Below are 14,737 nucleotides of genomic sequence, written 5' to 3' on the forward strand. Positions count from 1 at the left end.
CCGCGTTGACACACTGCCTGGCCGCGCTGGACTATGCCTACCCGTGGCACACGGTGATCGGCGACTTCAAGTTCCGGGGAGACACCGGCCTGGCACGCAGCCTGGCCGATCTGCTGCTGGAGTTGCCTCAGGCGCGCGAGCAACTGCAGCAATGCGACCTGCTGCTGCCCATGCCGCTGTCGCCGCAGCGCCTGCGAGAGCGCGGCTTTCACCAGACCCTGGTGCTGGCCCGCGCGCTCTGCAACGCATCCACCCGGGGCAAGCTGCGGCACCAGGCTGTGCAGCGCGCCCACACGGCACAGGCCCAGCATGACCTGCCGCGCGCCCTGCGCCTGCGCCAGCTGCGCACGGTCTTTGCCGTGCCACCTGCGCAGCTGGCCCACGTGCGCGGCCGCAAGATCCTGTTGATCGACGATGTGATGACCACGGGCGCCAGCCTGCATGCGCTGGCCACCTGCCTGCGCCGCGCAGGCGCGGCCGAGGTCAGCGCCCTGGTGCTGGCGCGCACGCCCTGACCGCAGGGGACCGGGGCCCGGGGGCATCTGCCACCGCGAGACAATACGGGCCATGTTCCATATCGTTCTCGTCGCGCCGGAGATCCCGCCCAATACCGGCAATGTGATCCGTCTGGCCGCCAACACAGGCTGCAGCCTGCACCTGATCGAGCCGCTGGGCTTTTCCATGGAAGACCGCCTGATGCGCCGCGCCGGCCTCGACTACCACGAGTACGCTCCCGTGCGCCGCCATGCCGACTGGCAGGCCTTCCTGCAGGACTGCCGGCCGGACCGCCAGCGCATGTTCGCCATGACCACGCACAGCAGCAGCCCCGCCCACGCCATCGGCTTCCAGCCCGGCGACTGGCTGGTGTTCGGCTCCGAAAGCAAGGGCCTGCCCGCCGAGCTGCGCGAGCAGTTCCCGCCGCAGCAGCGCCTGCGCCTGCCCATGCTGCCGCAGCAGCGCAGCCTGAACCTGTCCAACGCCGTGGCCGTGACGGTGTTTGAAGCCTGGCGCCAGCAGCAGTTTGCCGGCGCCGCACTGGCCGAGGGCGCGACGGGCGCGGCCTGAGCGACCGGCCTGGGTCGGCGGAAAGTTCCCCGCCGATTGTTTCAACCGCTGAAAAAGCGCATTGCCAATCCAAGGGTTTATCCCGATTCCACACCATCCTACATTTGAGTCATGGGCTCTACGTTACCAAGCGATTTCCGCAAGGAACGCCCTGTCCCAGAAACAAAACAAAGGACTTGAATCATGAAGAACACCCGCCGTTTTGCCGTCCTGGCCGCCCTCACCGTTTCCGCCTTCGCCGCCCAGGCCGCCGGCTTCGACTACGCCGACAACAGCAGCTACCCGCCCGAAGTGAAGACCCAAAGCACGCTGACACGTGCCCAGGTCATGGCCGACCTGAAGGCCGCCCAGGCCAATGGCACCATGCCCTCCGTCGCCGAAGGCTACCTGCCCATCCAGAACACCGCCACCGCTGGCGTGAGCCGCGAGGAAGTGCGCCGCGAGGCCGCCGCTGCCGAGCGTTCGGGCCAGCTGAACTTCGGCGCCTGAGCCCCAGACCCCGCAACCGCTGCCACCACGCAGCCAGCCCGCAGGTACCCCCTGCGGGCTTTTTTCATCGCCGGGCCGCCCCAAGATGAAAAGCGCCCCCTTGGGGGGGCAGCGGGCCTTGCGCAGCAAGGGTAGCGTGGGGGTCAGTTTTCATTCAGGCCTTGGCACCGTAGTTGCGGGCCACGGACTCGGCCACGCAGGCGGGCTTGTCGGCGCCTTCGCGCTCCACGGTCACCAGCCAGGTCATCTGCAGGCCGCCGGGCTCGATGGGCTCGGCGGCCTGCAGCGTCAGGCGCGCGCGCAGGCGGCTGCCCACGGGCACGGGCGAGGTGAAGCGCACGCGGTTGAGGCCGTAGTTCACGCCCATTTGCGCGCCTTCGATGTGAAAGCAGCTCTGGAAAAACTGGGGGATCAGCGACAGCGTCAGAAAGCCATGCGCGATCGGCGCGCCGAAGGGGCCCTTGGACGCGCGCTCGGGGTCCACATGGATCCACTGCTGGTCGCCCGTGGCATCGGCGAACAGCTGCACCTGCTGCTGGGTGATGGTGATCCAGTCGCTGACGGCGACTTCCTGCCCCACGCAGGCACGCACTTCGGAATAGGAATGGAAGGTTTTCATGCCCCAAATGGTAGGGGCCGGTGCCGCGCGCTCCATGTCGGGCGCGCGACAGCCTAGGGTTAGCGCGAGGCGCGCTGCACGAAGAACAGCCCCGTGCCCACGGCCATCAGCAGCGCGCCGAAGACCCGGTTCTGGCTGCGCACGGCACGCGCGCTGCGCATGAAGCCGCGCAGCGCGCTGGCGCTGGCCGCATAGCCGTGCATGACCATGGTGTCCACGGCCAGCATGGTGGCGGCCAGGATCAGCAACTGCAGCCACAGCGGGCGGCTGGTGGTCATGAACTGGGGCAGCACGGCCACCATGAAGATGATGCCCTTGGGGTTGGTGGCGTTGGTCAGGAAGCCCGTGAGCACGCGGCGGCGCACGCTGAGCTCGGGCATGGATTCCTGGGTGGCCAGGGGTGCGGCACCCGAGCGCCATTGGCTGATGCCCAGGTAGATCAGGTAGCAGGCGCCGACGATCTTCACGGCGTTGAACGCCCATTCGGAGGCCAGCAGCAGCGAGCCCACGCCCGCGCCGGCGATCAGCAAGATGGTCAGCAGCCCCAGCTGCAGCCCGAAGATGGTGGCGCTGCTCTTGCGCACGCCATACGACAGGCCATGGCTCATGGACAGCACGGCGCCCGAGCCCGGGGAGACCGCAATGATCCAGCAGGCCACAAAGTAGGCGATCCAAGTGTGCCAATCCATGCCAAACACCTTAAAAATACGGAGCAGGCCGGCATCTTAAAACCGTGCAGCCGATCTGGCGCACTGCCGCGGCAAAGCCGGATGGGGCAGTGAAGCATTCGGTGGCGTTTTTCATCGCCGGGCCGCCCCAAGATGAAAACGGCCCCCTCGGGGGGCGCCCGGCCAGGGGCAGCGGACCTAGCGCAGCAAAGGGAGCGTGGGGGCATTTTCAACCCTGTCAAAAAGCTGACCCGGCTGTGAGAGTGACACAATCAATCACCCCAGGGTAAACACCAACTCCAAGATCCCGAGCTTCCATGGAACACAGCGCCCCCATCTGGCTGACCTACGGCTTTCTCTATCTCACCGCCGCCGTGCTGGCCGTGCCCATTGCGCGTGCCCTGGGCCTGGGCGCCATCATTGGCTACCTGGGTGCCGGCATTGCCATGGGCCCCTGGGGAATGTCGCTTGTCAGCAATGTGGATGACATTTTTCATTTCGCCGAGTTCGGCGTGGTGCTGATGCTCTTCGTGATCGGGCTGGAGCTGCAGCCCAGCCGCCTGTGGGAGCTGCGCCGGCCCATCCTGGGATGGGGGCTGGCGCAGATGCTGGCCTGCACGGGCGTGCTGTTCCTGGCGGCCTGGGCCTTCGGCTTTTCCTGGCGGGTGAGCCTGATCGCGGGCATGGGCCTGGCCCTGTCGTCCACGGCCATCTGCCTGCAGGTCATGGCCGAGCGCAACCTCATGCGCACGCCCAGCGGCCAGGCCGGCTTTTCCATCCTGCTGTTCCAGGACGTGGCCGCCATTCCCATCCTGGCGCTGATCCCCATCCTGGGCGCGGTCAAGGCCGCCAATGCCACGCACACAGACAGCCACCTGTGGCTGCAGGTGCTCAAGACCGTGGGCACCATCGCCGCCGTGGTGGTGGGCGGCCGCCTGCTGCTGCGCCCCCTGCTGCGCTGGATCGCCCGCAGCCGCACGCCCGAGATCTTCACGGCCACCTCGCTGCTGCTGGTGGTGGGCATTGCCATGCTGATGGTGCAGGTGGGCCTGTCCATGGCGCTGGGCGCCTTCCTGGCCGGCGTGCTGCTGGCCGACAGCGAGTACCGCAGCGAGCTGGAGACCAACATCGAGCCCTTCAAGGGCCTGCTGCTGGGCCTGTTCTTCATGGCCGTGGGCATGAGCATCGACTTCGGCGTGCTGCTGCGCGCGCCCTGGGCAATGGCCGCCATGGTGCTGGGCTTTCTGGCGCTCAAGGGCGCCGTGCTCTACACCCTGGCCCGCGTGCTGAAGCTGCCCTGGCGCGAGCGCCCGGTGTTCGCCCTGCTGCTGGCCCAGGGCGGGGAGTTCGCCTTCGTGGTGTTCCAGACGGCGGCGCAGTACAAGGTGTTCCACCACAGCATCTCGTCCATGCTGGTGGCCGCCGTGGCCCTGTCCATGCTGATCGGCCCGCTGGTGCTGGTGCTGATGGACAAGCTGCTGCTCAAGCGCTTTGCCGACATGAAGGATTGCCAGGTCGACGGCGCGGGCCAGTCTGCCAGGCCCCATGAAATATCGGAGCCGCAGGACGCGCAAATCATCATTGCGGGCTTTGGCCGCTACGGCCAGATCGTGGCACGCGTGCTGCTGACCCAGGGCGTGCCGGCCACCATCCTCGACCACAGCGTGGAGATGCTGGAAGTGGCCCACACCTTCGGATACCGCGTGTTCTTCGGCGATGCCACGCGCATGGACCTGCTGCGCATTGCCGGCGCGGACAAGGCGCGGGTGCTGGTCATCGCGGTGGACTCTTCCGAGCAATCGCTGAAGATCGCCGCCCGCGTGCGCAAGCGCTTTCCGCACCTGGAGATCGTGGCCCGCGCGCGCGACATGGCCCACTGGTACCAGTTGCGCGACCTGGGCGTGCACCATGTCGAGCGCGAAGTCTTCGAGTCCAGCCTGGTCTCGGCGCGCACCGTGCTGGAACTCGCCGGCCACAGCCCTGCCGAGGCCAAGCGCACCACCACGCGCTTTCGGGAGCACAACCTGGAGCTGATCGAGCGCATGTACCCCCACCACAAGGACCAGGCCCAGCTCATTGCCGTGGCCAAGCAGGGCCGCCAGCAGCTGGTCGAGCAGATGGCCAAGGAGCGGCAGGAGGCCCAGGCGCAGCAGGAGAAGGACCAGGCGCCGCAGGAAGCCCCGCCGCCGCCCGGCCCCTGAAAACCGGGCCTCAGGCCGCGCCCAGCGCCCGCACCATGTGGTCCACGAACTGCGCCAGCTTGGGCAGCTGGCGGCGGTCCGGCAGATAGACCAGGTGCACCGGGCGCGGCAGTGGCACGCAGTCCTGCAGCACGGGCACCAGCCGGCCCGCGGCCATGTCGGCGGCCAGCAGCACCTCGGGCTGCAGGATCAGGCCCAGGCCGCGCAGCGCCGCATGGCGCAATCCATCGCCGCTGTTGCAGCGCAGGCGGGCGTCTTCGGGCCACTGCACCGAACCCGAGCCGTCGCCGCGCAGAATCCATTCCGAGCGGCGCTGCCAGACCGCGTAGCTCAGGCAGTCATGGCGCGCCAGATCGTCCACGCCACGCGGATGCCCGCGCCGCCGCAGGTACGAGGGCGCCGCCGCAATCACCATGCGATAGGGCTGCAGCGGCCGCGCCACCAGGCCTTCGCCGCCCACGGGGCCGATGCGCACGGCCACGTCGATGTTCTCGCCCACCAGGTCGGCCATGCTGTCGCTCAGTTGCAGGTCCACGCGCACCAGCGGATTGGCCAGCTGGTAGTCGGCCACCAGCGGCGCGATCACATGGTTGCCCAGCGTGGTCGGCGCGCTGATGCGCAGCAGGCCCTGGGGTGCGCTGCGGCTGCGCTCCACGGCAGACTCGGCCCAGCGCAACTGCTCGAAGACCTGGCGGCTGTCCTCGTAGAAGCTGCGACCCACCTCGGTCAGGCTGTGGCGCCGCGTGGTGCGCTGCAGCAGGCGCGCGCCCAGGTGGGCTTCCAGTTGCTGCACATGCTTGCCCACCATCACGGCCGAGATATCCAGGCGCCGCGCGGCCTGGGCAAAGCTGCCGTCCTCGACCACGGCCATGAAGACCTCCATATTGCGCAGCTTGTCCATGGATTGCTAACCAATGCTTAGTAGTACAAAAAGATTTCGCTACTTTATGGCATGAGCGATTTGCAAAACACTGGAGGCCTGTTCACTCCTTCCGAAAGAAAACCGCATGAAGATCCTGCTCATCGGTGCCACCGGCACCATTGGCCGCGCTGTCCACGCCCTGCTGGCCCCGCGCCATGAGATCGTCACCGTGGGCCGCAACAGCGGCGACCTGCGCGCCGACTTCACGCAGCCCGAGACGCTGCAGAAAATGTTCGAAGCCGCCGGCGAGGTGGACGCCATCGTCAGCACGGCCGGCAAGCTACATTTCGGCCCGCTGTCCGAGATGACGGCCGAGCAGTTCAACTCCGGTCTGCAGGACAAGCTGCTGGGCCAGGTGCGGCTAGCCCTGCTGGGCCAGCGCTGGCTGCGCGACGGCGGCTCCATCACGCTGACCAGCGGCGTCGCCGCCACCGAGCCCATCCGCCACGGCGCCAATGCATCGACGGTGAATGCCGCCCTCCACGGCTTCGTCACCGGCGCTGCGGTCGAACTGCAGCGCGGCCTGCGCATCAATGCCGTGAGCCCCACCCTGCTGACCGAATCGGCCCAGGCCTATGGCTCGGTCTTCCCCGGTTTCGAGACCGTGCCCGCCGCGCGCGTGGCCCTGGCCTACCAGCGCAGCGTGGAAGGAGCCCAGACCGGCAGGGTCTTCGAAGTGCTCTGATCCCTGTCTTGCGGCGGGCCCTCGGCAAAGTCCTTGCGTTCCCGCCCAAAAGGGCTGCGTGCTACGCTGCACGCCACCATGTTCAACCCCACCCAAGCCGATGTGCGGCGCTTTTTCTGCGGCGTGCGCACCAAGATGCTGAACGGCGCGCCGATGGAGGCCATAGAGACGCTGGCCAGCCTCTGGATTGCCGAGCATCCCGAGTATTTCGATGACCTCGCCGACGTGGACGCCGCCCTGCTGCGCGACTACGACGCCACGCCCGGCGTGACCAATCCGTTTTTGCACCTGTCCATGCACCTGTCCATCAGCGAGCAGTGCAGCATCGACCAGCCGCGCGGCATACGCCAGGCCGTGGAGCTGCTCAGCCGCCGCCTGGACTCGCTGCACGACGCCCACCACGCCACCATGGAATGCCTGGGGCAGATGCTCTGGGAAAGCCAGCGCTCGGGCCGCCCACCGGATGGCGAGGCCTACATTGCCGCCGTGCAGCGCCGCGCCACCAGCGACGGCGCCAAGGCCACGGGCGGCGCATAGTTCCGGCCCTTCATTGCCCTCAAGCAAAAGCCCGCAATTGCGGGCTTTTGCTTTGGAGGAAAGGCGCGACCTACTGCGATTTCTGGCCGAGGCGGAAATGGGGCTGGGGCAGGGTCTGCAGCTCGCCATCGAGGCTGCCGATGTAGTTGGCCAGCGCCTTGAGTTCGCTGTTGGTGAACTGCTTGGCAATGCCGGCCATCACGCCGTTGCTGCGGCCGATATGGGGGTTGCCTTCGGTCTTGTAGGACTTGAGGGCAGAGTACAGATAGTCCGCATACTGGCCCGCCACCTTCGGGTAGCTGGGGTCGATGGGTTTGGAAAAACCCTGGCCGTGGCAGGAGACACAGGCCCCTTTTTGCAGCAGCGCGGCAACCTGGGTGCTGGGCTCGCGGACCTTGGCGTCGGCGGCCTTGGCCACGCCATGCTCGGCGTAGTAGGCGGCCACGTCGGCCATGTCCTGCTCGGTCAGCGGATCGGCGATGCCGCGCATGGTGGGGTGCTTGCGTTCGCCCTTCTGGTAGGCCTGCAGCGCGGCCACGATGTAGGGTGCGCCCTGTCCTGAAATCTTGGGGACCTTGTACACCTCGGGGAAGCTGGCCTGGTAGCCCTGGATGCCATGGCAGCCAATGCACATGGCGATCTTCCCCTCCCCTGCCTTTGCGTCACCTTTGCTTTGCTGGGCCTGTGCCACAGGGGTCACAGATGCGACAGTCAGCGCCAATACCGTGGTCAAAGTTTTTATCATTTTGCGCGCACAATCCTTCAAGAGTTCTGACGGATGCCTACTGCTGAGCGGGTAGCGCGACCGATTATGGCAGTCACCGTCAAGCGTCCCCATCAATACTTACGCTGATACCGCCCATGAAATTTCAAGGTTCCGAGAACTACGTCGCCACCCAGGATTTGATGCTCGCGGTGAATGCCGCAGCCACCTTGCAGCGCCCGCTGCTGGTCAAGGGAGAGCCCGGCACGGGCAAGACCATGCTGGCCGAGGAAGTGGCCGCCGCGCTGGACATGCCGCTGCTGCAGTGGCACATCAAGTCCACCACCAAGGCCCAGCAGGGCCTGTATGAATACGACGCCGTCAGCCGCCTGCGCGACTCGCAACTGTCCGACATCGACGGCGGCGAGCGCGTCAAGGACATCCACAACTACATCGTCAAGGGCGTGCTGTGGCAGGCCTTCACGGCAGACCGGCCCGTGGCCCTGCTGATCGACGAGATCGACAAGGCCGACATCGAATTCCCGAACGACCTGCTGCGCGAGATCGACCGCATGGAGTTCTACTGCTACGAGACGCGCGAGATGATCCGCGCCAAGCACCGGCCGCTGGTGTTCATCACCTCCAACAACGAAAAGGAGCTGCCCGACGCCTTCCTGCGCCGCTGCTTCTTCCACTACATCAAGTTCCCCGACGCCGACACCATGCGCCAGATCGTGGCCGTGCACTTCCCCAAGCTGCAGGGCGAGCTGCTGGCCGCCGCGATGAAGGTGTTCTACGACGTGCGCAACCTGCCCGGCCTCAAGAAGAAGCCCTCCACCAGCGAGCTGATCGACTGGCTCAAGCTGCTGGTGGCCGAGGACATTCCCGTGGAATCGCTGCAGACCGCCGAGGGCAAGGTCTCCGTGCCGCCGCTGGTGGGCGCCCTGCTCAAGAACGAGCAGGACGTGAGCCTGTTCGAGAAGCTGGTCTTCATGAACCAGCGCAACCGCTGAGGCCAGCCATGCCGGATTCCAAGCCCGACACCGAAGGCCCCGACCACGCCGGCGCAGAATCGCGCGTGCCGGCCATCACCGGCCAGGTCACCACCATCCCCGTGGCTGGCGCCGTGGCGCACCAGGGCTTCGTGCAGCCCGTGGTCATGCGCTTCAACGGCGTGCGGCTCGAGCCCCTGGCGCTCAGCCATGAAGCGGGCCTGCGCGAGGCCGTGCAGGACGGCCAACTGTGGCGCATCCGCGTGACCTCCGCGCCCGAGCCCGACGACGTGCGCACCTATATCGAGGCCGCGCTGGAGCAGCGCAGCCAGGGCAAGCGCTTCGCGTTTGCCGTGCTCGACGACGACAGCGGCCGCGTGCTGGGCACCAGCAGCTACCACGACATCCTGCCCGAGGTGCGCCGCGTGGAGATCGGCTACACCTGGTACGCGCGCAGCGTGCAGCGCACCCATGTCAACACCTCGGCCAAGCTCATGCTCATGGGCCATGCCTTCGACACGCTGGCCTGCCATGTGGTGGGCTGGCGCACGGACTGCTTCAACTTCGCCAGCCAGCGCGCCATCGAGCGCCTGGGTGCCAGGAAGGACGGCGTGATCCGCGGCCACGCGCTGCGCCGTGACGGCACCATCCGCGACACCGTGATGTACAGCCTGCGCAGCGGCGAATGGCCCGAGTCGCGCGCCCAGTTGCTGGACCAGTTGCAGCGCCATTCGGACGGCAGCACCGCCGTGGCGCGCACATGAGGGCGCGTACGCCGGGCCCTCGGGAGATGCCATGCTGATCGACTTCTTCTACACCATGCGCGCGGCCAAGCTGCCCGTCTCGGTCAAGGAGTTCCTGACCCTGCTGGAGGCGCTGCAGGCCGGCGTGGTCGGCCCCAGGAGCGAGGACGCCTGGAGCCTGGACGACTTCTACCACCTGGGCCGCACCGTGCTGGTCAAGGACGAGAAGCACTACGACAAGTACGACCGCGCCTTCGCTGCCTACTTCAAGGGCGTGGAGATGGTGGCCGACCTCACGCGCGAGATTCCCCAGGACTGGCTGAAGAAGCTGCTGGAGCGCGAACTCTCGCCCGAGCAGAAGGCCGCCATCGAAGCCATGGGCTGGGACGAGCTGATGGACACGCTCAAAAAGCGCCTGGAGGAGCAAAAGGAGCGCCACGAAGGCGGCAACAAGTGGATAGGCACGGGCGGCACCAGCCCCTTCGGCCACGGCGGCTACAACCCGGCCGGCGTGCGCATCGGCGGGCCGGGCCGCAACAAGAGCGCCGTCAAGGTCTGGGAGCAGCGTGCCTACCGCGACTACGACGACACGCAGGAGCTGGGCACGCGCAACATCAAGGTGGCGCTGCGCCGGCTGCGCAAGTTCGCACGCGAAGGCAGCGACCTGGAGCTGGACCTGCCCGACACCATCCGCAGCACGGCCGCCAACGCGGGCTACCTGGACATCAAGATGATCCCGGAGCGCCACAACAACGTGAAGGTGCTGCTGCTCATGGACGTGGGCGGCACCATGGACGAGCACGTGCAGCGCGTGGAGGAGCTGTTCTCCGCCGTCAAGAGCGAGTTCAAGCACCTGGAGTTCTACTACTTCCACAACTGCGTCTACGACTTCATGTGGAAGAACAACCGCCGCCGCTTCGCCGAGAAGTTTCCGACCTGGGACATCATCCGCAAGTACAACAAGGACTACAAGCTGATCTTCGTGGGCGACGCCACCATGAGCCCCTACGAGATCCTGCAGCCCGGCGGCAGCGTGGAGTACATGAACGAGGAGCCCGGCGCCGAATGGCTGCAGCGCCTGACGCATGCCTTCCCGCGCTTTGCCTGGATCAACCCCGAGCCGCCCGGCGTCTGGCAGTACCGCCAGAGCATCAGCATCATCCAGCAGCTCACGGGCAACCGCATGTACCCTTTGACACTCAAAGGTCTGGAAGACGCCATGCGCCTGCTGTCAAAATAGGCCGATGCCCAAGCTCCCCCCCGCGACAGCGCCGGCCCGAGGGCCGGCGTTTTTGTTTCTGTTGAGTGCAGCCCTGATGCTCGGCGGCTGCAGCCTCCTGCCGTCCAAGAATGATGACAAAGACACGGACCCATCGCTGATTGCAGCGACCGGCGACCCGGCCTTCTCCCTTGTCGTCGATGCGCCCAAGGAAGTGCGCGAGCTGCTGGAAAAGCACCTCGAACTGCGCCGCTACCGCTACCAGAGCGACCTGCAGCGGCGCGAGCTGACGCGGCTGCTGGGCGCCACCGACGCCAACGTGCGCGACCTGATCGGCACGCTGGGCTACTTCAGCCCCACGGTCACGGTGGAGATCAAGGAAACGCCCGAATCCGACGAGGCCCCGCTGGAGGTCACCGTCAAGGTGGACCCTGGCGAGCCCGCCACCATTGCGCGCAGCCAGGTGCGTTTTGCAGGCGTCAACGCCGACGATCCCGAAGGCGCCTCGCAGCGCGCCACCATCGAAAGCCAATGGCCGCTGCAGCCCGGCCAGCGCTTCAGCCAGGCCAGCTGGAGCCAGGCCAAGAGCCAGGGCCTGCGCACGCTGCAGTCGCGCCGCTACCCGCTGGCGCGCATCGACTCCAGCCTGGCCGACGTCGACGCCGACACGCACGAGGCCGACGTCAGCGTGGCCTATGCGCCCGGCCCGGCCTACACCTTCGGCCCGCTGCGCATCGAAGGCGCCCAGCGCTACGACCCCGTGGGCACGGCCCGCATCGCACGCCTGCCCGAGGGCGAGGAATACGACCAGACCGCCCTGGTCGATGCCCAGTTGCGCCTGGCCAGCAGCGGCTACTACGACTCCGTCTTCCTCACGCTGGCCAACGTGCCCCAGCAGGGAGACAGCGCCGCCGAGGACGAGGAAGCCATCAAGCGCAAGGGCGCCCAGGTCACCACGCCCGTCATCGCCCAGGTGCGCGAGGCCCAGATGCAGAAATGGGTCTTCGGCGTGGGCATGAGCACCGACACCGGCCCGCGCCTGAGCGTGGACCACATCCACAACCGCCTGCCCTGGCTGGGCTGGCGTGCCGTCACGCGCATGCGCTTCGACCGCAAGAACCCGCTGATCTCCACGCAGTGGACCGCCCTGCCCGATGAAACCCTGTGGCGCTGGTTCACCACGGCCAAGGCCGAGCGCGCGCCCTCGGGCGACTTCGATGTCAACAGCCTGCAGCTGCGCGCCGGCCGCACCAAGTCCGAAGACCACATCGACCGCAACTACTACCTGCAGTACGACTACGCCAAGACCCAGGGCGAGGGCGCGCCCCCGTCCAGCTCGTCGGTCACCGCCAACTACGGCTGGACGGGCCGCTACTTCGACAGCACGCTGGCGCCCTCCTCGGGCTTCGGCTTTGCCTGGGAAGTCGGCGCAGGCACCACGCTCACGCCCCAGCGCACACCGTTCGGCCGCGTCTCGGGCCGCTGGCTCAGCCTGATTCCCATCGGCGAGGTCGATCCCGAGACCAAGCGCCGCAGCCGCCTGGCGCTGCGCGCCTCCGGCGGCGCCCTGCTGGCCCGCAAGGATGCCGACCTGCCCGTCACCCAGCTGTTCATCACCGGCGGCGACAACACCGTGCGCGGCTACGGGTACCAGAGCATCGGTGCGCGCACCGACAGCGGCAAGGTCATCGGCGGGCGCTACATGGCCGTGGGCAGCATCGAGTGGCAGCGGCCCATCGTCATCAAGGGCAACACACAGGACTGGGAGCACGCCGTCTTCCTGGACGCCGGCACCGTGGGCGATGCGCCCGACTCCATGTACATGCGCGTGGGCGTGGGCACCGGCCTGCGCTGGCGCAGCCCCGTGGGCCCCGTGCAGGCCGACATCGCCTGGGGCGCCCAGGAAAAGCAGCTGCGCCTGCACCTACGCCTGGGCTTCAACTTCTGACCATGGTGGATTCCCGCTTGAATACCCCTGCCTCCTCCGCCGCGCCAGACCAAAACCCCCAGGCGTCCCCTCCGTCGCCTGCGCCCCGCCGCCGCTGGCTGCGCTACCTGCTCTGGTTCTTCCTGGTCCTGGTCCTGCTGCTGGCCGCCCTGCTGGGTTCCGCCTGGTGGTGGAGCGGCCGTGCCGATTCGCTGGCCTACACCCTGCAGCGCGTGGCCGGCTGGCTGCCCGCAGGCCAGAGCCTGCAGGCCAAGGAAGTCACCGGCACCGTGCGCCAGGGCGGGCGCATCGGCTGGCTGCAATGGCAAAGCCCCACCATGAAGGTGGAGCTGCGCGACGCCACCATCGGCTGGCAATTGCGTCCCCTGCTGTCGCGCACCGTGCGCCTGGGCGATGTGCGCATCGCCGAGCTGAACATTGCCAGCACGCCCGACCCCGAGGACAAGAAACCCGTCGAGCCGCTGCAGCAGCTCGTGCTGCCCGTGAAGATCGACGTGCCCTTCCATGTGGAGCGCATCGTCTGGCAAGGCCCGCCCCAGGCCGAGGTACTGGGCCTGCAAGGCCACTACGCCTACGACGGCAGCGAGCACCAGCTGGACGTGCGCGACCTGCAATGGGCCGATGGCAGCTACCAGGCCAGGCTGCGCCTGCAGGCCCGCGCGCCCATGGCCATCCAGGCCGAGCTGCAGGGCGACCTGCAGGCGCCTGCCCTGGCTTCGGACGACGAGGCCTCCACGGCCAAGGCCCCCAAACCTGCACCGCTGGCCGTGCAGGCAAAGGCCCGGATCGACGGCACCCTGGCCACCGCCGCTGCGCAACTGGGCATCAAGCTCCAGGTTGATGCCAAGCCCGGGACGGTGCCCGAGGAAACGCCTGCCCCTTCCGCCGTACAGAAATCCGCCAGGGCCGATGGCAAGAACGGCAAGGCCAGGGAGCGCAAGGAAGCCGCCCCCGTGTCCGAACCCATGCACGCGGACATCGAGGCCAGCATCCGGCCCTGGCAGCCCCAGCCGCTGCAGACCGCTCGCGCCCAGCTCAGCCAGATCGACATCGCCGCCTTCTGGCCCCAGGGACCGCGCACCCGCATCAGCGGCGAATTGCAGGCCGGGCCGGATGGCAAGGCAGCTGATACAGCCCAGGCACCCGCCACGGAACAGCCATCGGACCAGGCACCAGGCTCGGCCATCGCCACCACCGCCTGGCAGCTGACGACACGCCTGAACAACGCCATGCCCGGCCCCTGGGACCGCCAGCGCCTGCCGCTGGACCAGATCGAGGCCGCAGTGCGCTATGACGGCCAGCAGTGGCTGCTGGAGCAGGCGCAGATCGCCATAGGCTCGGGCAGCATCGACGCCCAGGGCCGCTTCGAGCCCGGCACCAAGGTCTTCGAAGGCCAGGCCAAGGTCCAGCGCCTGGACCCCGCCGCGCTCTACAGCCTCCTGGAAGCAGCGCCGCTGCAGGGCGAGCTGCGCGCCAGCACCACGGCCGAGCAGCAGGTGGACTTCAGCGTGGACATCCAGGCCGCAGCAGCGCCCGCAAGCGCCAAGCGCCAGCCCCTGCGCATAGAAAAACTCGCCACCAAAGGCCGCTGGGCCCAGCCCGTGCTGTCGCTGGAGAACCTGCAGCTTGATGCGCTGCAGGCCTCGGTGCGCAGCCGCAGCCTGCAGTTCGACACCGAACAGCAAAAACTGCAGACCGTGCTGAAGGCCCAGCTGCCCGGCGCCGAACTCTCGCTGGACGGCCACATCAGCCCTGCCGCAGGCCAGGGCAGCAGCCAGCTCAAGCTGTCGTCACTCACCTCCCTCACACAGTGGCTGCGCAAGCTGCCCGGCATGAAGGACCCGCTGGCCGGCGCCCTGATCGAAGGCCAGGCCCAGCTGGACGCCAGCTGGCGCGGCGGATGGGGCGCACTGCAAAAGCGCATGAAGGCCGCCGTGGGCGACCCC

At 67.6% G+C, this 14,737-nt stretch carries 14 protein-coding genes and 1 pseudogene; 11 read left to right on the plus strand and 4 right to left on the minus strand.

The genetic code is table 11. The features are described 5' to 3' along the window. The 3 genes from L995_RS25555 to L995_RS25565 all read left to right on the plus strand — a co-directional run. Window positions 1-515 (plus strand): phosphoribosyltransferase family protein (locus tag L995_RS25555; RefSeq protein WP_047474122.1); only part of this gene is annotated, 515 nt, incomplete at its 5' end. Window positions 516-567: 52 nt separating this feature from the next. After that, window positions 568-1,065 carry a tRNA (uridine(34)/cytosine(34)/5-carboxymethylaminomethyluridine(34)-2'-O)-methyltransferase TrmL gene (gene trmL / locus L995_RS25560; RefSeq protein WP_047474123.1) on the plus strand — a complete coding sequence of 166 codons (498 nt, stop codon included), beginning with the start codon at window positions 568-570 and terminating at the stop codon, window positions 1,063-1,065. A 183-nt stretch (window positions 1,066-1,248) separates the two neighbouring features. Further along, window positions 1,249-1,554 (plus strand): DUF4148 domain-containing protein, encoded by a 306-nt coding sequence (locus L995_RS25565; RefSeq protein ID WP_016453737.1) that lies wholly within the window; start codon window positions 1,249-1,251, stop codon window positions 1,552-1,554. A gap of 154 nt (window positions 1,555-1,708) precedes the next feature. Here the strand turns inward: L995_RS25565 and L995_RS25570 are convergent, their stop codons facing one another. Continuing rightward, a complete protein-coding gene (locus L995_RS25570) occupies window positions 1,709-2,173 on the minus strand; it encodes a MaoC family dehydratase (RefSeq protein ID WP_017406698.1) in 465 nt (154 codons plus the stop codon). A gap of 59 nt (window positions 2,174-2,232) precedes the next feature. Then, window positions 2,233-2,862, minus strand: a complete 630-nt coding sequence (locus tag L995_RS25575; protein ID WP_012203595.1) for a LysE family transporter — start codon at window positions 2,860-2,862, stop codon at window positions 2,233-2,235. Between the two features lie 296 nt (window positions 2,863-3,158). On the opposite strand from L995_RS25575, the gene kefC reads away from it, so the two are divergent. Continuing rightward, window positions 3,159-5,042 carry a glutathione-regulated potassium-efflux system protein KefC gene (kefC, locus tag L995_RS25580; RefSeq protein WP_047474125.1) on the plus strand — a complete coding sequence of 628 codons (1,884 nt, stop codon included), beginning with the start codon at window positions 3,159-3,161 and terminating at the stop codon, window positions 5,040-5,042. A gap of 10 nt (window positions 5,043-5,052) precedes the next feature. Here the strand turns inward: kefC and L995_RS25585 are convergent, their stop codons facing one another. Beyond that, window positions 5,053-5,943, minus strand: coding sequence for a LysR family transcriptional regulator (locus L995_RS25585; RefSeq protein WP_012203593.1), 891 nt, complete (start codon window positions 5,941-5,943; stop codon window positions 5,053-5,055). A 106-nt stretch (window positions 5,944-6,049) separates the two neighbouring features. Between L995_RS25585 and L995_RS25590 the strand changes: the two genes are divergently transcribed. Together L995_RS25590 and L995_RS25595 are read left to right on the plus strand one after the other, a co-directional pair. Further along, a complete protein-coding gene (locus L995_RS25590) occupies window positions 6,050-6,649 on the plus strand; it encodes a short chain dehydrogenase (RefSeq protein ID WP_047474127.1) in 600 nt (199 codons plus the stop codon). 78 nt (window positions 6,650-6,727) lie between these two features. After that, a complete protein-coding gene (locus L995_RS25595) occupies window positions 6,728-7,186 on the plus strand; it encodes a DUF1841 family protein (RefSeq protein ID WP_012203591.1) in 459 nt (152 codons plus the stop codon). A gap of 70 nt (window positions 7,187-7,256) precedes the next feature. Here the strand turns inward: L995_RS25595 and L995_RS25600 are convergent, their stop codons facing one another. Next, a complete protein-coding gene (locus L995_RS25600) occupies window positions 7,257-7,931 on the minus strand; it encodes a c-type cytochrome (protein WP_012203590.1) in 675 nt (224 codons plus the stop codon). Window positions 7,932-8,047: 116 nt separating this feature from the next. Here L995_RS25600 and L995_RS25605 point away from each other — a divergent pair, with 116 nt between their 5' ends. The 5 genes and pseudogenes from L995_RS25605 to L995_RS25625 form a co-directional block, all read left to right on the plus strand. After that, window positions 8,048-8,902 carry an AAA family ATPase gene (locus tag L995_RS25605; protein ID WP_016450128.1) on the plus strand — a complete coding sequence of 285 codons (855 nt, stop codon included), beginning with the start codon at window positions 8,048-8,050 and terminating at the stop codon, window positions 8,900-8,902. Window positions 8,903-8,910: 8 nt separating this feature from the next. Continuing rightward, complete coding sequence (locus L995_RS25610; RefSeq protein WP_047474128.1) at window positions 8,911-9,645, plus strand: GNAT family N-acetyltransferase; 735 nt, start codon at window positions 8,911-8,913, stop codon at window positions 9,643-9,645. 31 nt (window positions 9,646-9,676) lie between these two features. After that, window positions 9,677-10,864 carry a vWA domain-containing protein gene (locus tag L995_RS25615; RefSeq protein ID WP_016453729.1) on the plus strand — a complete coding sequence of 396 codons (1,188 nt, stop codon included), beginning with the start codon at window positions 9,677-9,679 and terminating at the stop codon, window positions 10,862-10,864. 4 nt (window positions 10,865-10,868) lie between these two features. Further along, window positions 10,869-12,791 (plus strand): autotransporter assembly complex protein TamA, encoded by a 1,923-nt coding sequence (locus L995_RS25620; protein ID WP_374725853.1) that lies wholly within the window; start codon window positions 10,869-10,871, stop codon window positions 12,789-12,791. Between the two features lie 17 nt (window positions 12,792-12,808). Then, a pseudogene (locus tag L995_RS25625) lies at window positions 12,809-14,737 on the plus strand (translocation/assembly module TamB domain-containing protein); the annotation flags it as partial.

Origin of the sequence: Delftia sp. ZNC0008, from assembly GCF_000799035.1 — a bacterium.
GTDB classification, from domain to species: domain Bacteria; phylum Pseudomonadota; class Gammaproteobacteria; order Burkholderiales; family Burkholderiaceae_C; genus Comamonas; species Comamonas tsuruhatensis.